General features: G+C 52.3%; 15 protein-coding genes. 6 read left to right on the plus strand and 9 right to left on the minus strand.

What is annotated here, in order from left to right; genetic code table 11:
• Positions 1-440: 440 nt before the first annotated feature.
• Complete coding sequence (locus CRO74_RS15615) at positions 441-764, minus strand: nuclear transport factor 2 family protein (RefSeq protein WP_097126948.1); 324 nt, start codon at positions 762-764, stop codon at positions 441-443.
• Positions 765-827: 63 nt separating this feature from the next.
• Positions 828-1,616 carry an SDR family oxidoreductase gene (locus tag CRO74_RS15620; RefSeq protein ID WP_097126949.1) on the minus strand — a complete coding sequence of 263 codons (789 nt, stop codon included), beginning with the start codon at positions 1,614-1,616 and terminating at the stop codon, positions 828-830.
• 128 nt (positions 1,617-1,744) lie between these two features.
• Between CRO74_RS15620 and CRO74_RS15625 the strand changes: the two genes are divergently transcribed.
• Positions 1,745-2,104, plus strand: a complete 360-nt coding sequence (locus CRO74_RS15625; RefSeq protein ID WP_097126950.1) for a winged helix-turn-helix transcriptional regulator — start codon at positions 1,745-1,747, stop codon at positions 2,102-2,104.
• A 26-nt stretch (positions 2,105-2,130) separates the two neighbouring features.
• On the opposite strand, the gene CRO74_RS15630 is transcribed toward CRO74_RS15625, so the two are convergent.
• Positions 2,131-2,487, minus strand: a complete 357-nt coding sequence (locus CRO74_RS15630; protein WP_097126951.1) for a winged helix-turn-helix transcriptional regulator — start codon at positions 2,485-2,487, stop codon at positions 2,131-2,133.
• A 164-nt stretch (positions 2,488-2,651) separates the two neighbouring features.
• On the opposite strand from CRO74_RS15630, the gene CRO74_RS15635 reads away from it, so the two are divergent.
• The 3 genes from CRO74_RS15635 (at position 2,652) to CRO74_RS32220 (ending at position 4,935) form a co-directional block, all read left to right on the plus strand.
• On the plus strand, positions 2,652-3,524 hold the full coding sequence (locus CRO74_RS15635) for a pirin family protein (protein WP_097126952.1): 873 nt from the start codon (positions 2,652-2,654) through the stop codon (positions 3,522-3,524).
• A gap of 92 nt (positions 3,525-3,616) precedes the next feature.
• Positions 3,617-4,165 (plus strand): YceI family protein, encoded by a 549-nt coding sequence (locus tag CRO74_RS15640; protein ID WP_097126953.1) that lies wholly within the window; start codon positions 3,617-3,619, stop codon positions 4,163-4,165.
• 509 nt (positions 4,166-4,674) lie between these two features.
• On the plus strand, positions 4,675-4,935 hold the full coding sequence (locus CRO74_RS32220; protein ID WP_262508220.1) for a helix-turn-helix domain-containing protein: 261 nt from the start codon (positions 4,675-4,677) through the stop codon (positions 4,933-4,935).
• Positions 4,936-5,131: 196 nt separating this feature from the next.
• Here CRO74_RS32220 and CRO74_RS15650 read toward each other — a convergent pair whose 3' ends face one another.
• From CRO74_RS15650 to CRO74_RS31820, 5 genes are all read right to left on the minus strand, one after another.
• Positions 5,132-6,088: a DUF4249 domain-containing protein gene (locus CRO74_RS15650; protein ID WP_097126955.1), complete on the minus strand. Its 957-nt coding sequence runs from the start codon at positions 6,086-6,088 to the stop codon at positions 5,132-5,134.
• Positions 6,088-8,511 carry a TonB-dependent receptor gene (locus tag CRO74_RS15655; RefSeq protein ID WP_097126956.1) on the minus strand — a complete coding sequence of 808 codons (2,424 nt, stop codon included), beginning with the start codon at positions 8,509-8,511 and terminating at the stop codon, positions 6,088-6,090. The genes CRO74_RS15650 and CRO74_RS15655 overlap by 1 nt, the downstream gene beginning before the upstream one ends.
• A gap of 517 nt (positions 8,512-9,028) precedes the next feature.
• Positions 9,029-11,212, minus strand: a complete 2,184-nt coding sequence (locus CRO74_RS15660) for a DUF5916 domain-containing protein (protein WP_245877863.1) — start codon at positions 11,210-11,212, stop codon at positions 9,029-9,031.
• Between the two features lie 175 nt (positions 11,213-11,387).
• Positions 11,388-12,569: a hypothetical protein gene (locus CRO74_RS15665; protein ID WP_097126957.1), complete on the minus strand. Its 1,182-nt coding sequence runs from the start codon at positions 12,567-12,569 to the stop codon at positions 11,388-11,390.
• Between the two features lie 203 nt (positions 12,570-12,772).
• The gene (locus CRO74_RS31820; protein ID WP_218840220.1) at positions 12,773-12,934 is read right to left on the minus strand and encodes a hypothetical protein; all 162 of its coding nucleotides are present in this window, start codon (positions 12,932-12,934) and stop codon (positions 12,773-12,775) included.
• A gap of 399 nt (positions 12,935-13,333) precedes the next feature.
• On the opposite strand from CRO74_RS31820, the gene CRO74_RS15670 reads away from it, so the two are divergent.
• Together CRO74_RS15670 and CRO74_RS15675 are read left to right on the plus strand one after the other, a co-directional pair.
• Positions 13,334-15,820 carry a T9SS type A sorting domain-containing protein gene (locus tag CRO74_RS15670; protein ID WP_097126958.1) on the plus strand — a complete coding sequence of 829 codons (2,487 nt, stop codon included), beginning with the start codon at positions 13,334-13,336 and terminating at the stop codon, positions 15,818-15,820.
• Positions 15,821-16,301: 481 nt separating this feature from the next.
• Positions 16,302-18,743, plus strand: a complete 2,442-nt coding sequence (locus tag CRO74_RS15675) for a putative Ig domain-containing protein (protein WP_097126959.1) — start codon at positions 16,302-16,304, stop codon at positions 18,741-18,743.
• Positions 18,744-18,927: 184 nt separating this feature from the next.
• On the opposite strand, the gene CRO74_RS15680 is transcribed toward CRO74_RS15675, so the two are convergent.
• Entirely contained in the window at positions 18,928-21,231 is a 2,304-nt protein-coding gene (locus CRO74_RS15680) for a TonB-dependent receptor (protein ID WP_097127128.1), read from the minus strand.
• Positions 21,232-21,279: the final 48 nt, after the last annotated feature.

Consider the following 21,279-nt stretch of genomic DNA (forward strand, 5'->3'; position numbering starts at 1 on the left):
AAGCTAAATTTATCTATAGCTAAACAACCGGCATTCAGTGCTCGTCGATAAGAAATGTCAATGTAGGGGGGCAAGTAGATGCGCGAGCTTGTTCCAAACGAGTTTCCGTTTTCCGGGCAACGTATAGACTCAATAGTTCCTAAATGCGGGCGTCAACTCGTGGTTAGCGGACTTCATGCCAGCCTCACGAAACATCCTGAAAACGCTTTCAGGAGCAATCCTTATCCGCTGAGCGGGGTCATTTTCGTACGTGGTGTCTACGGTTTGCGCGAGGGTGAGCCCTGAGCATACCAGCGTTATCAAAGCCGAAGTTGCCAATAGAAAAACCGATTTTCCATTCATCGTGTCGTCATTCGTTAAGCTTGTAGGATGTTGCGGGAGGCTACGTCATAAGCATACATCTTCCCGGAGCAAGTTGGGCAAATTTCTACCGGAAGCGTTTACCCTGAAATCCGTAAGGAGCGGATAAGGGAACCATCCAGTTCAAGGTGGTAGTGCATAACCGCCGGGCTACCGGGGAACGTGCCGCTTACGTCGACGGTCAACTCGGCTATGGAGCCGGTTTGATTGAAATCGATAGGTTTTAGCTGCATATGGTACTTTTCGGTCGCCTGCTGTATCCATTGCTTAATTTCGTCTCGGCCCGAATAGGACGATCCTTCGTCGGAAACAGTGGCTTCTGCGGTAAAAAACGCAGCAAAGGCGGTGCTGTCCAGCTCGTTCTGTGCCTTAATGAGGCCTTGTATGTTGTCAGGGAGTTTCATAGCTGTAAAGTTTATAGTTGATTAAGATGGCTGTGTGTCAATACCCGTTTGACAAATCCTGGCCTATACCGTGGGTATGGTGCCGCCGTCAATGACAAATTCGGTGCCGGTCAGATAGGCCGCCCGGGGCGAAACCAGGAATCCGACCAGCTCAGCTACTTCCTGTGGCCAGGCGGGTCGGCCGAAGGGAATGCCGCCCAGGGCATCCATCACCCCCCTGGCAGCCTGTTCGGCAGTTCCCTCTGAGCTTTCGGCGATACGCTCCATCATCCGGCTCGATGCGGTGGTCATAATCCAGCCCGGCGATACGGTGAGCACGCGCACCCCTTTCGGAGCCACTTCGTTGGAAAGGCTTTTGCTGTAATTGACCAGGGCCGCTTTTGCCGCGGCATAGGGCAGTGTGGAGTCGTATAAAGGCAACTTCGCCTGGATAGACGCGATATGGATAATAACCCCTTCCCCCCGCCTGATCATGCCCGGCAATAACCCGCGGTCCAATCGCACGGGCGCCAGCAGATTGGTCTGGAAGGATGATTCCCAATCCTCGTCGGACAGTGCGGCAAATCCACCAGCCGGTGTTTCTGAGCCACCCATATTATTGACCAGGATGTCCAGATAGCCAAATGTAGCGAGTATTTCCTCGATCACTTTCCGGGTGCCGTCGGGTTTGCTTAAATCGGCAGCGATGAAATGGATGCCATTCGTTTCATCTTCCGGCTTGTTGCGGGCGGTAATGATCACCGTGGCACCCGCTGTCAACAGCCGATCGGCGATGGCCTTACCCGTTCCTTTGCTACCGCCGGTAACCAGGGCAATTTTGCCCGCCAGTTCGTTTTCAATGTTAGCCTCCATAACGGTCTTGATTTGTTCAGGACAAAATTCGGTAGTACGACAGGCGCTGACAAGTACGGACTTACGAATCAGGTAGGGATAAATTTATCCCTATTGAGCTGCCCCGCGCATATGGTTATCTTTGTCGTATGTACGAACGAAAGACACTGCCCGAGCTGAACTGCGGGCTCGACCTGGTTGGCGAAGTTCTTTACGGAAAATGGAAGATGCGGCTTTTGTGGTTTATCCACGAAGGCTTTCAGCGCCCCAGCGAGCTACAGCGGAAAATTCCGGGGGCGTCCCGGCGCGTGCTGAACGTACAGTTGAAGGAACTGGAAAGCCACGAATTGGTGGGGAAAGTGATTTACCCGGTTGTCCCGCCCAAAGTGGAGTATTATCTCACCGATTTCGGGAAATCACTCATCCCCGTTATTGACGCCATCGGGCAGTGGGGCGATCAGCATGATGACCATTTGCGCACACTTATTCTTAAGAATACGAAGCCTTAGAAGCTATTTAAGTTAATCGCTCTCGTTCACACTTCCCCCGAGAGGATTTTTTTCCGGTGTAATTCACCCCAGCTACGCAGTGATTCAATGACCTCGCCAAGGGTTTCACTATGCGGGGTTAACATGTACGTGACTTTGACGGGATAGGTATCGTACACCGTTCGTTTGACCAACCCGTTTACCTCCATATCGCGTAACTCCTTAGAGAGCATTCGGTCCGTGATCCCGTGGACTTCTTTGGAAATTTCGCCAAACCGCTTCTCTCCAAAGGTTAGGGCCACAATAATTGGCAGCTTCCATTTGCCATTCAACACGTCCAACGCATCCCGGATAGGCCGCAATATACTGATACACTCTGCGTGCTTAAGTTCTGTCGTTTCCATTTCAGATAGATGTCATAGTGAGCTGGATAACAGCCCTGTTCTGTTTACTATACTCAAGTATAGGGCTATACATGAGTATAGTACTTACAAAAGTATAGCTTACTGTGTAAATTTGCATCATCAATGACGAGCGAAATTTTCCGCCGTTTTAAAAAGACAGGAGCATGAATAGTCATCGAAAAATCGTCCAAACATATACTCCGCCTACTCAACAGGGGTTTTTAGGGCCTGGTCATTTGGCCAGACCGGTTATTCAGGTCGACTTCATCCAAAGTGATCCGTTCATTATGTTGATGGATGATCGACTCAACAAGCAGGATGAGCAGCCCGTGGGCGGTCCGCACCCCCATGCCGGTTTTGAAACCGTATCCCTGCTATTGGAAGGCGATGTAGGTGACGAAGCCCACCGGATGAAGGGGGGTGATCTACAACTCATGACGGCAGGGAGTGGTATCGTCCATACCGAAACCATCGAAGGAAAAGCGTCGATGCGCCTGTTGCAGTTATGGCTGAATCTACCCAAAAAAGACCGCTGGGCTACGCCACGGGTACAGGATCTGCCTTTGGAGAAGGTGCCTATTATAACCCACGACGGCACAACTATAAAGGTCTACAGCGGTTCGCTGGCAGGCCTGACTTCACCGATCCGGAATTATACACCCCTTATTATTGCCGATATCCACTTGCAGCCCGGCACGACCACCGTGCAACACCTCCCTGCCTCCTTTACCACGTTTCTCTATGTCCTTGAGGGGAGTTTGCAGGTGGGCGACGAAGCCAAAGAAATCCATCAGGATCAAGTCGGTTGGCTGGATAGACAGGCCGAGGAGACCCTGAGCGAACTCAAGCTGACAAGCGGGGAAACCGGAGCCCGGGTCATTCTTTACGCCGGAGAGCCGCAAGGGGATGCCATCGTGTCGCACGGTCCCTTCATCGGCGATACACAGGAGGACATTCAACGACTCTATCGGGAATACCGGCAGGGTAAATTAGACCACATCGCAACCGTGGAGGCTTCGCAACGGATTCTCTGGTGAGGCCAATCCCGGTTTCTCTTTTAAAAATGGCGTTGCTTACGGCAGGGTCTCCAGACGTACTAAGTAAAAACAGAACAATAATTTAAAATCATATGTCAACGACAAAATGGGTCCTTGACCCCACGCACAGCGAATTAGGCTTTAAGATCAGACATTTAATGATCAGCAATGTCTCGGGTTCTTTCCAACAGTTTCAGGTAGCCGTTGAAACCCAGGATGACGACTTTAGTACCGCTCAAATACGGGCGACCGCCGAGATTGCTTCCATCCATACCAACAATGAGCAACGCGACCATCATCTGCGTAACTCCGATTTTTTTGAAGCCGAAATCTATCCCCAGTTAAGCTTCCAATCGACAAAAGTTGAGAAGCTATCCGATGATACCTTCACCGTCTATGGGGAGTTAACCATGAAAGGCGTTAGCAAACCGGTTAAATTATCGGTCGAGTACAGTGGCGTAACGAAAGACCCCTGGGGGGGCGTTCGGGCGGGCTATACCATCAGCGGAAAAATCAACCGCAGCGATTGGGGCATTACCTTCAATGGCGTACTGGAAACTGGCGGGGTAGCACTGGGTGAAGAAGTAAAGATTAACAGTGAAATTCAACTGGTCAAACAGCTTGAAACGGTAGTCGCCTAACCATAGGTATCGTAGTAAGCAGTCGTTTAAATTCCGGGCCAGATAGTGACCCGGGTATTTAAACGACTGCTTAGTCGTTTCCATGCTAGCCGAGCACTACCGAAAGGGTTAGATTGGGTACTTCCCCCAGCCTCGACAAGGTCAGCCGATAGCAGAGCCGAACTACAGCTAATTTGCTGCCAGTTGAGGACGCTTCAATGAAGGTGCTGATCGAGACTACGTCTGGCTTAATGTAGTTAATTAAAAAAAGGGAAGGGTCAAGAGACTATTCTCATGCGTTTCTTTCCATATGCGACAGAAAGTCGTTGACAGTTAATTAAGAAAAAATGTCTCGAAAAAACGCTCTAGTTGTTGAAAAACTAATTATTAATACCTCTTCTCCCTATTTCGCAGCATACGGATGCAATCAACTGACAACTGACTATTAGGCGAATCTTCTCGAAAATGATCTTTATCAGTACACATTTTCGAGACCGTTTCGGCTATTTTTATGTTATTTGGCTACGCACGTGTATCAATCGCACGGCACCGGCCGCCCGTCGGCGGACCGGCAAGATTTGATCCGCGAGCATACTAAAGCGGGCTTGGCCGCAGCACGTGCCCGGGTAGGAGGCCGTCCTAAGGGGCTGACTCCGGAAGCGCAAGTAAAAGCACGAGCGGTCAAGACGATGTATGCCAATAAACTGAACACGATTACTGAGATTGGCCTGTTATTTCACATAAGTCGAGCGACGGTTTACCGGTACTTAGCCTGGCAAGAGGTAAAATAAACGTTGATTTATGTTAGACATTGCTTCTTAAAAAGGGCGTTTAATTGGACGTCTTGTTTTACGAACTGTCAACTACAGTTTGTAGCATACGGTTGCAACCGCAACAGCGGTGATGCGCGGTTCCCCGCCGGGACATTCCGACCGTAACCGTTCAGATTATAGCAATACCGTCAATTGTAAGTATAAGATCAACTTTTTAATTGACTTGTAGGGCCAGGGTTGAACGGTTATACGCCCCAAAGCAGCCAAGCCCCCCCTGAACAGTTGTTGGAACCAGCACTGGTTCAGCGAAAGGGTTGTCGCCGACTGAACGCTGACGGTCTATGGCTTCATGATAGCGATAATAATTCTCATCCACGTTGAGCAGGTACGCATATAGAGGCCCCCGGGCTAAGCTGGATTGCTGTTGCCCATTGATCCATAAGTAATTAATAGCCAGACGGCCCCGTCCTGAACGCATTGCCTGGCCGTCGCGGCCCACATCAGTCAGCATGGCAGCTGAACTAAAGGTCCAATCACCCCATAGTAGCCCCGTTGAATCCCGGACTGGCGTGTTAGGGCCTGGCTGGAACCGAAAGTTGTATGTATACGCGTTATTCCCCGCCACCCGGTAGTAGTTGGTCTGCCGAGCGGGGTCTTGCCAGTGCAGCCGCGCATAATAATCTTTACGGATCAGACCATACTCGTTGATGGTCGATGAATCCAATTCGACCTGATCCAGCTGTACGGGCTCAGGAACGGTGCAGCTGGCCCTGATTTGCCGTCCGTCGGGTACCTGCACGGTCAGCGTATAGCGTTTACCCGCCACAATGGCCAACTCACTGGCCAGAGCCCGGTACAGAATGGACATCGTTCCGTAATTATAGGGATCAGCTCTGCGTTGCAGGCGCAGGATCACCGATTGGCTTCCGTCGGATAAGGTAACGGTCGCATTGGGGATGTCTAGGTCGTTTTGATTGCCTAGGCCTAAAATGGGTAAGCTGCGGCTGACCCGGGCCGCCAGGACCGTATCCTGAGGAGATATAAAGCAGGTGACCACGACTTGTTCCCCTTCGCCTACCACCCCTTTGGGATCAACTTCTTGACGTAGGCTGCCACAACCCATCAGCAGTAGAAGGGGTAATCCGAACAACAGGTATGCAGGGTTCATCATCAAAATTTGAAATTATAGCTGAAGGCCGGCACTACAGGAAATACCGAATAACGGAACAGGCCAGTCCGGCTAGGCTGGTTGCCACCACCTACCGATTCCAGTTGATAGAAGAACGGATTCCGACGGTTGTACGCATTGTAAAGGCTGAACTCCCAGGTCCGCTCGTGATGCTTCTTTCGCTTATGAAATTGAATGCCCACATCAAACCGGTGGTAGGCCTCCGCCCGGAAACTGTTCTTTTGTTGGCTATAATCACTGGTGAGCGGGCCGTAATCAAAGAGGGGAGCCACCAGGGCGGGGATATTATTCTGTCCATATATGGAGCGAAGTCCGGGCAAATGGCGATAACCGCGATAGTTGGCAACTGGCAGGGTCAGGGCATTGCCTGTCCCATATACCCACGTTCCCGACAGGGTGATTCGTTTACTCAACTCGTATATGCCCACCAGGGAAATATCGTGGCGTCGATCATAGCGGGGGAAGAAGGGCCGTCCGCCGTTGAGGTCCGCGAATTGCCATTGGGTCCAGGAAAGGGTATAACCGGCCCAGCCGGACAATCGTCCCGTTTTACGCTGGAAAAGTACCTCGGCTCCGTAACTCCAGCCTTTGCCCGCCGTCACATTGTCTTCCCAACGCACCCGTTCGGCCGAGGTGGGATCATCGATAAGCAAAAAACTAGCCCCTTCTTTATAGTTGATTATGTTTTGCATGTTTTTGTAGTATCCTTCTACGGTTAGGGCAAAGCCAGACCCCAGCGCGAAATTATCCGGTAGATCTTTGGCTACTCCGACGGCTACTTGACGCGACTGCTGAGGGGCTACCCGATCCGTAGTAGGTACCCATAAATCCGTAGGCAGACCAATCCCCGTGTTACTGAGTAAATGGATGTATTGATTCATGGTGGCGTAGGAGGCTTTTACCGATAGACCCGGACGGAGTTGATAGGCGGCCGACAGGCGAGGCTCGGGGCGGACATACTGGCTGGACCCTTGCGAAAACAGGCTCAGTCGTACCCCCCCGTTGATCCGCCAGCGTTCGCCTGGTCGCCAGGTATCTTCCGCGTAAAGACCCGACTCCAGGGCGTAAATAGCCTCCACATCCCGTCTGTACTCATTGGCCGAGGCATTTTGTACCACTAACGCACTGGGCGTAAAGCGGTGGAAAATGGCTTGCGTACCGAAACGTAGGGTATGTTTAGTAGAGAGAAAGTAGTCAAAATCCAGCTTGGCCGACACATCCCGAATGCCCGAAGTGTAACGAAGAGACGTCGTGGCCGTATCCGAACTGCGCGTATCGGATGAAATGGTAAACTGGTAATTACTGTAGATCAAGGATAAATTCGAGAAGAGCTTTTGATTCACCACGTGGTTCCAGCGGAGCGTACCCGTGGCATTGCCCCAGCCAATGCCCACGTCGGTCTGCTCCTGGCCATCCCGGGCGTAAAACCGATCCCGCCCGAAATAGCCACTCAGGTAGAGCTTGTCTTTGGGACTAAGCTCGTAATTGGCTTTGGCGTTGAAATCGTAAAAATAGTAACCCGCTTTCGTCTGTCCATTACTGGCCGCGTTGATGAGCGGAGCGGCAATCACGTCCAGATAGGTCCGCCGACCGGACAGCAGAAAGGAGCCCTTCTTATTGCTGGTCAGCGGCCCTTCGAGCGTGAGCCGACTGGCAATTAGTCCAATTCCGCCCTCCCCGTGGAGTTTATCTTTGTTGCCATCTTTCATCGTTAAGTCGATCACCGATGAAAGCCGCCCCCCATACCGGGCCGGGAAGCCGCCTTTGGTCAATTCGACGCTTTTCAAAGCATCCCCGTTAAAGACGGAAAAGAAGCCAAACAGGTGGTTGGCATTGTAGACGGTGGCTTCGTCAAGAATAATTAAATTTTGGTCCGGTCCTCCGCCCCGCACATAAAGGCCCGTTTGGCCTTCTGACCCTTTTTGAATCCCCGGCATCAGTTGCAGCACCTTCAGGACGTCTTTTTCTCCTAAGAAGGCAGGAATCTTTTTGATTTGAGCAATGGGCACATCAATGCGGCTCATCTGGACCGTTTCGCTAACCGGGTCCTGGCTGGTAGCTGCCTTTACCTGAACCTCCGATAAAGCTTGTCCGGGTTGGAGAAACACCGTCAGGGTTTTGTTTTGCTGAAGCGCCACGACTTGCAAATTGGTTTGGTAACCAACAAAGGAAAAGGCGAGCTGCAGGTGTTCGCTGGGGGGGAGTGTCAAGGAATAAAAGCCGTAGGTATTGGTGGTGGTACCGATGGCGGTACCGGGCAGGTAAACATTTACGCCGGTCAAGGCTTCCTGACTGCCCACTTCCCGAACGTAGCCACTAATGGTTAATCGGTTTGCCGGATGTTGCGCCTGTACGTTTCGATAGGAGAGATAACAAGAAAGGAAAACAAGTAGAAGTAGGCGCATATTCCGGATGGATCATTGTCAAAAACGTTAACGCTGAATAGCCATCGATTATATGAAGATATTAATGTATTTTTAATCTACCTGATGGTTGTCGTTAGTGGGTCTTTAGCGTTAAGATGTCTGCATAAACAGTGCAGCCCATCCAGTAAACCCCTATGAATGAGACCTACTTTGAGATGAGTAATTTCAGGTGTTCTGAAGGGACCACTTGGAAAAGCCCGAGTACTTTATAGTTCCTGTGCAGGAACGGTTATTCAATGGGTTGAGTCCCCGGCTAGTCAGGGAATCGAATGGCTTTGGTATACCAACCTGAGTGGTCCTTTTAAGGAAGCTCCTGTGCCAAATTAATCACCCGGTTGCTACTTGGGTGGTGCTACCTACGTTTTCCGGTAAAACACCAGGCCGTAAACTGGAGAGAAAATTAGTGGCAGCCCCCACGTTTTTCGAGTGCAGACTAACGGCATGTCTTCGAAGTAGGTAAAGGAGTCGAACCAGCTTATCAAGCAAGAGGCACACCCTACACATTCAGCCAGTAGGACAGCTTAACGACGAAAGCCCGGTTTTTGCTGGCCAGGGAGCCAGGGAGGTAATTCTCCTGATACACAATAAACAGGTCGGAAACGGGTGCGTAACGCCATTGCAGCCGGGCATTCAGGTTGACGTTGTTCGTCTGGTTGTTGAACTGCATAAAGGTGGTCAAAAACAGCTTCCGACTGAAGGTCAGCTCGGCACGGGGTCCCAGCAGTAGGTAACGTACAGATTTGTAAGGCTCCGGTAATCGGATGTCATTGTATTCTGCCGATAAGCTCAAGGTACCGTAAGGCTGAAACCGGTACTGCGTCGTAGCCACCAGGTTGGTGTTGGTGCCATTAAAATAGCGACCCGTGTTCCCGTCAATCTGAGCGTTCAGCCGCTTGCGCTGGTCAGAGCCATAGTGACCGAAAAACCCCCTGACCCGGTAGCTGGTGTTTTCGCCTAGTTCGAGGCCGTTGGAGTTGGTGGGATCGTAGGGGAAAAACAGGTAGGTATACCCGGTAAAATACCCAACATAGGCATCGGAGGTGTTTCTGAACTGGACCGAATAGCCATAGTTTGCTTCCCGGTCCGTAATCCGGCCATCCGCATTTTGGATTAGATTACTACTTAGGTAGGTGCCGTGCGAAATGACCATGCGGGTTCCCGGAACATAAAACGTCGTTGTGGTTTCCCCTTCATAGCGCCAGTAGCCCAGGCGGGGTACGTAGCCGATGTCATTCACCAGATAGTTCGTTCCGATATATTCATAGGAGCCAATGGCCGAAAAATTCCGACTGGTGTAACCCAGATTGGCCCCGTAGGTACGGGCATCGGTGAGTTTATAGGGCTTAATGGCCTGGTGATAAAAGAGCTTGCCTGTCCACTTATTGTTGGCCGTCTGGAGGTTGTAGTCCAGTCCGCCAATCCGCGTAAATCGGCTACTGTCCGATGGCTGGCTCACGCTCTGTCGGTTCACTAAGATCGCGGCTAAGTTCGATCGGCCCAACACTTGACGTTGTACGACACCTACCGTATAATTTTCGCCCGAAATGCCTTTGTCGGATTGTGACGCCGTTTGGGTGTTAAGCAACCCAACGCGCCAGCTTTTGCCTACTTTTCCGCTGAGCCTGACGCCGTAAGAAAGCGGGTTCTGAACGATAACGCCCGTGCTGGTGTCGCGTCCGATGCCAATCCGCCGACTGAAAAAAGGCTGTGATCGCGACGAGCCGAAGTTGGCAAACAAGTCCTGGTTCTCGATAAAGAACTGTCTCCGTTCGGGATAAAAAAGCTCGAATCGACTCAGATTTGTTACTTGTTGATCCGCTTCCACCTGCGAGAAATCAGGGTTTACGGTTAGATCCAGGTTCAGGGAAGGCGTAATGCCGATTTTAGCGTCGAAGCCAATACCATTAGTTAACGTCTGTTTCCCTCCCTCATTACGGGCATCGATGAAACGGCCACTGAGGTAGGGAATAATGGATAGGTTAGGACCCGGAGCTGGAAGCGGTGTGGCGAAACGGATGGTATCGGCAAAAGCCAGCGACGAAGGCGATTGGGCAACGGGTACCCGTCTCCAGGCCGATCGCTGGTTATTTTTGACATCATTTCGCACAAAGTTGGCCAGCATGTACCGCGCCCCGCTACGGTAGCGAATGCTTTTGAGGGGAATCATCATTTCGCCCTGCCACCGGTCGGCAAACACTTTGACGGCTGAGCGCCATTTGTTGTCCCATTCGGGGGCCACCTGTTCGCCATTATAGATCTGCCCTTCTCGTTCCACGCCCAAAGGGGTCAACTGAAAGGTAAAGCCATTAAGGCGGTCACCAAAGGGGTCGATGTAGGCCGAAAAGTTGTCGTTGGTATCCCATATGAAATCCCGCTTGAGCGAAGTGACAACAAAGGGTTTATCCCGGTTTTTATCGTAACAGACCACGGCCAGATAAAGAAAATGGGTATCGTAGCTCATCCGGACTTCCGTGCGGTTATAAGCCGGCAGGGTATCGTTGGGGAAATTCTGGGTGAAATCAGTGGCGATACCAGCCCGTTGCCAGACCCCTTCCGAGAGGTCTCCGTCGATGCGGATTAATGAATCGGTGGATGTGACAGGCAGCGATTGGGCTAAGCTCTTAATGGGCACGATCAGTCCCATTAACAGGATGAAAAGCCGACCAAAATAGGGAAGCATAATGTAGTGTTCGTAATGCAGACAAAGCTACGGCACCTACCGCCATTCGCAAACCACTCCTGATGGTTATAGGGTCTGATTCAATTAATTTACCGAACTCGATCATGGGTCACTTTGCCGTTTTATACGGTGGCCTTAGCATTATCCTATCTGCTTTATCCCGTATAAAGCCCAGCTATCTGTTCTTTTTTTGGTTTAGTTCTTTCTCAAGATCGCTTTCCTCGTTCTGGTTAGTAATGCTGTCCGGGGCTAACCGAAAGACACGTGGCTTTCTCTTCCGGACTGAATGAGAAACTTTAGCCAGATCGTGACCACTCCCTTTCCTCATCTCGGTAACCGATTTCTGTTCACTGTCTTGAGGTGTTGGCCGTCTGGTCAAATCCGTACGCTGGTCGGCCTGCTGCTGCGTTCTGTTCCGCTCAGTCGGGGTGTGAAGGTGCCCCCCGGGAGGAACACGGGAAGCAGATACGCTATCACTGACCGTGCGGGAAGCAGATGAAGCAATCTCTGAATCCACTGCGCTTGGTAGAGGCTGCCGACTGGCTCCCAACGGGTTCCAATAGAGGTAAGCTATACCGGCTAATCCAGCCAGTGTAAACAATAGTAACAGCCCTAGCTTTTGACTAACTCTGCTTGACGATTGACCAACGGATGAGTCATTTAGTATCCGTCTGCCAGGCCATTCAGACAAGCCCACCCAGCCTAACCAGCCACTCGCCTGGCCTCGTAAAGGCAGCGTCCGAGTCGTGTAGGGCGTTTGGATCAACAAGCGGGCCGTATGTTGACCAGCACGGCCAGGTGTATAACGAACGCAGATAGTGCTCCCTTCGAAAGCGGGTATAAGTGTTAGGTTAGCTGTGTGGTGAGGATTTTTACCAGCCGTAGCCAGTGAAAACTGTTGGGGATTGTCAATTGAGAGAACAATCGGTGTGTGTGCCCCTTGCTGGATAATCGTCAAATTAATAGAACCAGACTCCTGCGGTTCGGTTTGAGGGAAAGTTATCGCTGAGTGACTCGTAAAGAGTTGGGTTTCAATCGCCACGTTCAGAATGAGAACTTCATTAGTTGGGTCGCGTAGTGTAACGCGACCATTGATGAGCCCGGATCCTGTAGCCACCAGCGTAAGCGTTGCCCGAGCTAGATAGCTGCCGTCAGACTGTAGAACATAGTGGAGCGTTTGGCTTGACTTAGGCGTGGTTTCAGCTGAAGTAACCAATAAATAACCCGGTGAGACATCGATAAGCAGTTGGCCGGCTCCTTCTTCCGGTCCTACCGTAGACTCCACCGGAAATGTATATTCACGATCTCGAAAGTGATAGCTGCGAATGATTGTTGCGGAAGGGTATCTAAAAGGCATAATGGTTACATGTTACATAGTTACAACCAGGACTTTAGCTAAACGAGGGGCCGCTGTGTGGTCGATTTAATGAATAGAGGAAAGGGTGAATATGAAGTAATTATATTTTATCGATTGAATATACAGTATAAGTAGGAATAAGATTTCATCTGCCTATTTGAAGTGAGATCCAACTTATTAGAGGACAATCTATTGGAGTGAAATTATTTTGAAAAAGTGCGGAGCCCGTAGGCTACTAACTGGCTTTGAGAACTATTCTCCAGGAATTTGTAGTCAAGTGGCAAACCCGGATTATACTGCTTATAGAGTTGTTCGACACCGGATAAGGCCTGGCTTTCCTTTCCGGCGGCAATACGGATGATCAACTCACCATGGTTAACATAGTAGGAACTGAATGGGATAGTGCGGTAAAATGACCATTCATGACATACGCTTCCTCTATCCTGGTGATGATTAGTTATATATATCTATTATATCTATAGAATAATTATTGTATTGCCAGTAAAACATTGGCAGTAAGCTCTTTGGGTGATAATTACTCAATCTGTCTACACCACCCCTTAGCCCAATTAGTCCCGACAATCAAAAAATCAACCCTTTATTACCCCCGCCTGCTTCGACCAGGCGCCCCCCTTCAATCGAGGCCAGCGGCTGCTCCGTAGCCCCGCCTGCGATGCGCTCTGTTTCCCCCTGTTTCGGCTCTGCCCGAGTCGGTAACCGCTGCACCAGCTAACGATCATCCAATCTATCTACCCCTTTTTCGTATGCCACTCTTCTTTACCCTCCGCTCTGGCTCGGTCCACTCTGGCCTGAGTCAACTTCTGGCTTTTTTAGCCTGCTGCGGCCTCAGTCTACTCACGGGCTGGGCCCAAACAAGTTATGTAACCCCCGCAGGCGCCGGCCAGCAGACCGGCACCGACTGGGCCAATGCCCTGCCCGGTACGGCCCTGCAAGCCCGTCTGGCCAGTGCGACCCCGGGCGCGGTGTTTCGCCTGGGGGCTGGTCTCTACAAGCCCGCCCAAGCCGGGCTGCGGGCCCTATCCTTCCTGATTCCCTCGGGTGTTCAGGTCTACGGCGGCTACCAGGGTAGCGGGCCCGCCCCGGATCAGCGCGTCAACTTCGCCATCGCCGACCAACCCAGCAGCACCACCCTGTCGGGCGATATTGATAACAATAACCAACTGGACGGTGGCAACAGCGAGCACGTCGTTGTCTTTTCCCACGCTTCCGAGCAGACCCGCCTGGACGGCGTGGTCATTACGGGCGGTAACGCCTGGAGCCAACCCTACCGCAATCCCTCCCAACTCAGTTCCCATATTGGCGGAGGGGGCGTCTACAATGATGCCTACGGGGGCGATAGCAGTCCCACCCTGGAGAACTGCCTGCTGGTGAACAACAAGACGAGTGGTAGTGGCGGGGCTTTGTTCAATGATCTCCAGAACGGTTCCAGCCGACTCAAGCTGATCAACACCGACTTCATCAACAATTCGGCCGAGCTGGGGGGCGCCTGGTATCAGTATGCCGATAACAGCAGTGGGCTGAGCAGTCTGGCTACCAACTGCCGTTTTCTCAACAACACGGCCCAGGCCGGGGGAGCGGTGTACACGGCCGTCTCCTTCGAATTTAGTTCAGGTGGCGGATCCATCGCCCCCCGGTACATAAATTGTAGTTTCAGGGCCAATACCGCTACCGACCGGGGGGGCGCTTTCTACACCACGTCCCGGGGCACCAACTCCTTCACCGCCCTGATCACCTTGCTTAACTGTACCCTGAGCGGTAATGCCGCACCCAGGGGAGGAGCCGTATACAATACGGCTGTACCGTTGTTTGTCCGGGCCGTACTGGTCATAAGCCAGGTTGACCTGCTCAACTGCATTGTCTGGAATAATGGAGGCAGCAATGCCCTGGTAAATGACGATTATGTTCGGCCCCCGGGGGTGACCAGTGGGGGGCTAGGCTTTTGCAGCTCGACCAATGGCCTGTTGGAAGCGGGTGCCGTGCTGACTTCAGGAACGGATAACCGGTTCATCACCAGTTCGCCCTTCGCCAGTGAGGAGAGCCTGCAACTGGACGCCTGTTCGCCGGCCATCAACGCCGGATCGACGGCGTTGTACACGAGTCTAAACGGCCCGGCTACCGATCTGGCGGGCAATGCCCGGATTTTCCCTACCGGGGGCAAACTGGATCTGGGTGCCTATGAATACCAGCAGGCCAGCGCCTGTCCCACCGCTTTGCGGGTGACGCAGTACCGGCTCATCAATGCCGATACCGATCAGCCAATCGGTGAACTCACCCCGGGTGCCGTACTGAATCTAACCAGTCTGCCCACACGTCATATCAACATCCAGGCGGTGACCGAACCGGCCACGACGGGCTCGGTGGTGTTTTCTCTGAGTGGTCAGCAGACCAATCAAAACACGGAGACGGTAGCGCCGTACGCCCTGTTTAGCGACAACCAGGGCGATTATCAAGCCTGGACCCCAGCCGCGGGGAGTTACAGCCTAACGGCCACTCCTTATGCGGGCCCGGGGGGTACAGGTGCCATCGGAACGCCCTTAACGGTGTCCTTTACGGTGTTGGATCCGCCCAGTGGTCAGCAACTGAGCCAGTTTTGGCTCATCAATGCCGAAACCGATCAGCCCATCCGGGAGTTGACCGATGGCCAGGAACTGGACCTGTCCAAGTTACCGACTCGGCAGCTCAACATCCGGGCCCTGACCGAACCGGCAGACCTGGGCTCGGTGGTGTTTTCGCTGAGTGGCCGCCAAAGCTACCAGCAGGTGGAAAACGTAGCTCCCTTCGCTTTATTCACCGATAACGGTGGAGATTATGCCGGCTGGACACCGGAGTTGGGCAGCTACAGCCTGACAGCAACACCCTACAGCGGGTTTGGTGGTACGGGGGCGACGGGCACATCCCTGACGGTACACTTCACGGTGATTAACTCAGGAGCTGCTCGCCTGGCGTCCGATGGAATTGGGAAGCCTCTGACGGAAGGCTGGCAGGTTCGGGTGCTGGGCAACCCGGTAACCGGCAACGAGGTGGTGGTTGAAGTCCGCGGAGCCCAGGGAGAGTCCCTACGCTATGAGCTTCTTGATGGAAGTGGTCGGTCGGTGCAGACCCATCCCATTAAGCAGGCAGGCTGGTTGGAGCACCAGACGTTGAACCTCGGCAGTCAGGGGGCTGGTTTACTTTTTCTGCGGGTAAGCACGCCGACCCACAGCCAAACGGTGAAAATCCTGAAGCAGTAAGCCATTGTTCTCCATACATTCAATGCTAAAGCGCCCACCTGCAATTGCAGGTGGGCGCTTTAGCATTGGCGACTCAGTGAATCAGACTGAAATTAAAAAAGTGGGTATCTCGAAGAACGCTGGTATTACGTCATAAAATTGTTTAAAAACTGTTCCATTAACGGTGATCGAAACTCCAAATTTTTTCGTCACCGGAATCGGTTGAAGAGTCGTATCGATCAGTATGATGACCTGCTGACTAGTAGTAGCTTCTTGTATGGCGTAAGGCCGAAGCGGCCAAATGCCTGAGCAATAGCCAACTGTTTTCAGCCTGCTTCACTGAGTTCGACACAGCGCCGTCGAAGGGCTTCGTAATCATTTTTTTTATAGCTTGCATTAAAAGTAAGTCTATATTCATTATAGGCTTATTGGCGAGCCAATAAGTCGGTTGCTTGTTGGCGCTTAAAACTCTATTTTATTCACTTTTATTAGCATAGTGCGTATGACTCATCGCTTTATTTATTCAATTCTTTTTACCCTGTTTGGTGCCTGGTTAACCGTTACGGCCCAAACGGCTATTTTCAGTGCCAGCTCATCGGCCCTGCTAAGCAGTTCGCAACTGGCAGACTGCCCGGCTCCGTATGAAGAGAGGAATGGCCTGGTCGTCATTGAAGCCGAAAACCTCAACCTGCCCTCAGGCTGGCAGAAAAAAACGACCGCCCCCCGCTACACCGGTAGCGGCTATATCGACTGGGGCAACGCCGAAAACTTTTCCCAACCCGGCATCGGCCTCATCGAAACCACCATCAAGATCAATATGGCTGGCAAGTATACCTTCCAGTGGCGTAACCAGGTGGGTAGAGGCACGGTGCTCACCGATCATAACGACACCTGGCTGCGCTTCCCCGACGCCAGTAACTTCTACGGGGAACAAGGCACCCGCAAAGTGTACCCCTACGGCAGCGGTAAGACGCCCAACCCGAACGGGGCAGGGGCCGACGGCTGGTTCAAAGTGTACTTCAACGCGGGTATTCAGGACTGGGCCTGGAACAGCTTCGTCAGCGACAACGACCCGCACTCGGTGATCGTCGAGTTCAACACACCGGGCGTATACAAGCTACAGCTATCGGCCCGGTCGGCGAATCACCTGATCGATCGCATGGTGCTCTACCATTCGTCGGTAAGTGCCTCAACGGCTCAGTCGCTGTCGACGGGGGAAACGACCTGTTCGGGCACCACGCCGGTTGCCAACCGTCCGCCGGTGGTTGCCAGCCCGCTAGCCGATCAGACGGCTCAGGTGGGTACGGGTTTCAACTACACCTTTCCCGCAACTGCCTTCAGCGATCCGGACGGTGACGGCTTGAGCTACTCGGCGAGTTTGTCGGGTGGGGGGGCACTACCCTCATGGCTCCAGTTCAACGGGGGCAGCCGGACCTTCAGCGGTACCCCGCCCAGCGCCACCTCACTAGCCATCCGGGTAACGGCCAGCGACGGTCGGGGTGGTCAGGTTTCGGACGAGCTGACGCTGACGGTCAATCCGGCGACGGACAACCCGCAGTCGGTGGTAAGTTTCAGTCTGATGAACGCCGACACCGAGCAGGAGATTAAGGTGCTGACCCCTGGGGAGCAACTTAACCTGGCCACGTTGCCCACGCGCAACCTGAACATCCGGGCCAACACGAATCCTGCCACGGTGGGCTCGGTGGTCTCCGTTTTGAGCGGGCCGCAAAACCAAACGCAGACCGAGACCGCAGCTCCCTATGCCCTGTTTGGGGACAACGCTGGTAATTATAATGCCTGGACACCTGCTCTGGGTAGCTATTCCCTGACGGCTACTCCTTACTCACAAGCAGGCGGCACCGGCACGGCTGGTACGGCCCTGACGGTGAATTTTACCGTGATCGACCAGGCGAGTACCTCACAGCGGCTGACCCAATTATGGCTCATCAATGCTGATACGGACCAGCCCATTCAGGAGTTAACCGCCGGTACACAACTCAACCTCTCGACGCTGCCCACTCGTAATCTCAACATCCAGGCTATTACCGAGCCCGCCACGGTTGGTTCGGTCGCCTTCAGCCTGAGTGGTCAGCAGAGTTACCAAGTCGTCGAAGGGGTGGCCCCTTATGCCCTCTTTGGAGACAACGCTGGTAATTATAATGTCTGGACACCTGCTCTGGGTAGCTATTCCCTGACGGCTACTCCTTACTCGGCAGCAGGCGGCACCGGCACCGCTGGTACGGCCCTGACGGTGAACTTTACCGTGATCGACCAGGCGAGTACCTCACAACGGCTGACCCAATTATGGCTCATCAACGCCGATACCGATCAACCCATCCGGGAACTGACCGATGGGCAGGAGCTGGACCTCTCCAGTCTGCCCACCCGTAATCTGAACATTCAGGCCGTTACCGAGCCCGCCGTGGTTGGCTCGGTGGTCTTTGAGCTGAGCGGTCGGCAGACCCGTCGGCATGTGGAAACGGTGGCACCTTATGCCTTGTTCACCGATAATCAGGGCAATTATGCCAACTGGACGCCTGAGCTGGGCTCTTACACGTTGGTGGCCACGCCCTACTCGGGAGCGGGTGGCACCGAAACGGCCGGTACGCCCAAGCGCGTCTCCTTCCTGGTGACCAATCCGGGGGCGGCCCGACTGGCCGCCGGGCGAGTGGAGGGTCCTGTGGAGACCCCCTGGCAGGTGCGCGTGCTGGGCAACCCGGTGCTGGGCAGCGAGGTGGTGGTTGAAGTTAGCGGAGCCCAGGGGAAGTCCCTACGCTATGAGCTTCTTGATGGAAGCGGGCGAGCAGTGCAGACTCAACAGATTGAGCAGCCGGGCTCACTGGAGCACCAGACGATGCGCATCGGCAGTCAGGGGGCTGGTTTACTTCTTCTGCGGGTGAGCACGCCGAGCCACAGCCAAACGGTGAAGATCCTGAAGCAGTAAGCCATTGTTCTCCATACATTCAATGCCAAAGCGCCCATCTGGAATACCAGGTGGGCGCTTTGACTTAGGCGACTAACTAAGTCTGATAGATCGGAAAAACACAGTCTTAACAAATGCTCCCACCTGAGACGATAGAGTGTTCATGTATTATCTCAGATAATCGGGCATTTTGCGAGATGAGATTTTACCAAAAGTAGGTTAGGCTAAGCCGAGCAAAAAAAGGTGTTCCGGGAGTAAAATGAATCTCCTCGACCGGAGCCGCTTCCCCTTTTAGGCGGCTTTCGGTAGCAAACTGGGTTTCTTTCCAGCGGGTATTCAGTAGATTCTGCACCGACAGTCCTACTGTATAATTTCTCTTTGCACCTCCATGCCGGGCATAATTCACTTGCATATCGGTTACAAAGTACCCCTTGGCGACAATCGTATTGTCCTCATTCGCTGGTCGGTTGGCCATATACCGGTAGCGTAGCGAACCGCTCAACCCATAGGGTGTTTGTAATGATAGGCCGCCTGTTGAGGTAAACACAGGGGCTAGAGGAAGGCGGTTTTGACCCGCTTCGGCATCCAGAGAACGAGGGTTAGCGGTGTTCAAATCAATATCCGCATAGAGGGTTTTAGTGAGTTGATAGCGAACAGACAGATCAATACCCGCTCGACGAGATCGGCCACTGGGCTCTACTACACCTTCGTCACCTACATAGACAAACTCTTGAGCTAGCCACAAATACCAGGCAGCCGCGTTGAAAAGTAGTTTAGGGAATGGTTTAATGATAATGCCTAAATCAGAGCCGTAGCCACCCGGCAAAATCTCACCGGTACGCCGGAGCGGCCCGTTTTGGGCCGTAACAACACGGGCATCATTGGAATGGAATCCTTTGCCGGTATTCAGATAAAGCTGGAATTGAGGATTAAACGTGTAATAGAAATTCAGTTTGGGCGAGACAACCGCTTGCGTCGCGCGCTTTATCGTACCGGCCGGGGTCGCGCTCGACACGGCTAACAAATCTTCGTACTGGCTACGAAAATAATCAACTCGTACTCCCGCATTCACCGTAAACCGACTAGAAATCTGAACCAATTCATCCGCGTAAAGAGCCGCATTGATTTCGTTGACGTTCCCCAGTTGAATCTGATTCAAGATTTCAACCCGATTTCTGGTGTGTGACAGTTCGGTACCATGCGTGATATCCTGCCGGTATTGGGCACCCAAGGTCGTGGTCCAACTGGTTTGTCCTAGATTAGCCTGAGTAGCGTAACTACCATTGTAACCAAACAGATTCCGATGCTCTTTTTGCCGAATCTGATCACCATTGATGCTGTCTTTTAAGAAAAAAGTGAAATTGGAATACAGTTCAAAATTGTAGTTGGCGTAAAAGAACTGATTCTTAATGATATGGTTTCGTGGAGTCACCGTTACCAGTTGCGCGTTAAAATTAGTCCGGCTGGTTTCTCCGCCTTCGGTGGGGTCGATAGAGCCGAACCAATCCGTTACCCCCGATTCAATGGCACGGTCAGGAATCTGGCCGGAGTGATTCCACTTACTCCAGAAAGTAGAGCCTGTTAGCGTTAGGTTCGTATGGTCGGAAACATGGCCGTGATATTTGCCGACAACGTTTAATCGCTTAAAATGCTGGGGATTATCGAAATAGGAATTCGAGTAAGAATATTCAGATGCCAGATAAGCCGATTGGTTTTTGGCCCGTCCTTTTTGCCCTAATAAATCCAGTCCGGCTACCGCCCGATACGTATTAAATTGACCTATTTCCAGTTTGGCAAAAGAACGATCCAACCCCGTACGCGTTCGAAAATCTACCCAACCCGCTGTGGCTAGATTACCTTTGTCCGTAGTGTAAGGGCCTTTTTTAAAGTCCACTCCTTCGACTAGCTCAGGAATTACAAAGTGTAGATCGGCATATCCCTGTCCGTGGGCATGCGAGACCATGTTAACGGGCATACCATCCACGGTCAGGCGAATGTCTGTACCATGGTCCAGGTCGAACCCCCGCAGGAAAATCTGCTCCGCTTTTCCCCCTCCAGCATGCTGCCCAATAAACAACCCCGGAACCAACCTCAGGATTTCCTGTGAATTGACAATAGGTCGTAACTTAATATCTAAACTACTGATCAACTGCTGATCATGGGGCCGCTGAGAGGATACGACCACTTCGCTCAAGTCAACTGATGACGTGGCTAATAGCGTTTTAACCGTGGTAATCTGGTCGTCAATGATCGAAGCGTTAATAACCTGGCTTTTATAGCCTACATGGGATAGCTCGACCTTATAAGGTGACGCTACCAGCCCATCAAAGCGATACTGGCCCAATTCGTTGGTTAACATGGCCTTACCCGATCCCGTTAGTTGGACGGTGACACCCCGAAGAGGTAAGTTAGTAGACTGGTCATAGACGGTGCCGACTAACGTACCTAAATGGGCATATGCAGAGACGCTGATTAGCAGCGAAACTATACAGTAAATGAGTTTTTGCATGGAATTGACGAGCTTCATTCGATTATCGACAGGCCAAACGTTAGACTA

The organism is Spirosoma fluviale (genome assembly GCF_900230225.1).
Lineage (GTDB): Bacteria > Bacteroidota > Bacteroidia > Cytophagales > Spirosomataceae > Spirosoma > Spirosoma fluviale.

Bases quoted from the DNA above. Each gene is read 5' to 3' on its own strand.
- CRO74_RS15615 (WP_097126948.1), bottom strand. From the start codon at position 764: ATGAAACTCCCTGACAACATACAAGGCCTCATTAAGGCACAGAACGAG.
- CRO74_RS15620 (WP_097126949.1), bottom strand. From the start codon at position 1,616: ATGGAGGCTAACATTGAAAACGAACTGGCGGGCAAAATTGCCCTGGTT.
- CRO74_RS15625 (WP_097126950.1), top strand. From the start codon at position 1,745: ATGTACGAACGAAAGACACTGCCCGAGCTGAACTGCGGGCTCGACCTG.
- CRO74_RS15630 (WP_097126951.1), bottom strand. From the start codon at position 2,487: ATGGAAACGACAGAACTTAAGCACGCAGAGTGTATCAGTATATTGCGG.
- CRO74_RS15635 (WP_097126952.1), top strand. From the start codon at position 2,652: ATGAATAGTCATCGAAAAATCGTCCAAACATATACTCCGCCTACTCAA.
- CRO74_RS15640 (WP_097126953.1), top strand. From the start codon at position 3,617: ATGTCAACGACAAAATGGGTCCTTGACCCCACGCACAGCGAATTAGGC.
- CRO74_RS15650 (WP_097126955.1), bottom strand. From the start codon at position 6,088: ATGATGAACCCTGCATACCTGTTGTTCGGATTACCCCTTCTACTGCTG.
- CRO74_RS15655 (WP_097126956.1), bottom strand. From the start codon at position 8,511: ATGCGCCTACTTCTACTTGTTTTCCTTTCTTGTTATCTCTCCTATCGA.
- CRO74_RS15660 (WP_245877863.1), bottom strand. From the start codon at position 11,212: ATGCTTCCCTATTTTGGTCGGCTTTTCATCCTGTTAATGGGACTGATC.
- CRO74_RS15665 (WP_097126957.1), bottom strand. From the start codon at position 12,569: ATGCCTTTTAGATACCCTTCCGCAACAATCATTCGCAGCTATCACTTT.
- CRO74_RS15670 (WP_097126958.1), top strand. From the start codon at position 13,334: ATGCCACTCTTCTTTACCCTCCGCTCTGGCTCGGTCCACTCTGGCCTG.
- CRO74_RS15675 (WP_097126959.1), top strand. From the start codon at position 16,302: ATGACTCATCGCTTTATTTATTCAATTCTTTTTACCCTGTTTGGTGCC.
- CRO74_RS15680 (WP_097127128.1), bottom strand. From the start codon at position 21,231: ATGCAAAAACTCATTTACTGTATAGTTTCGCTGCTAATCAGCGTCTCT.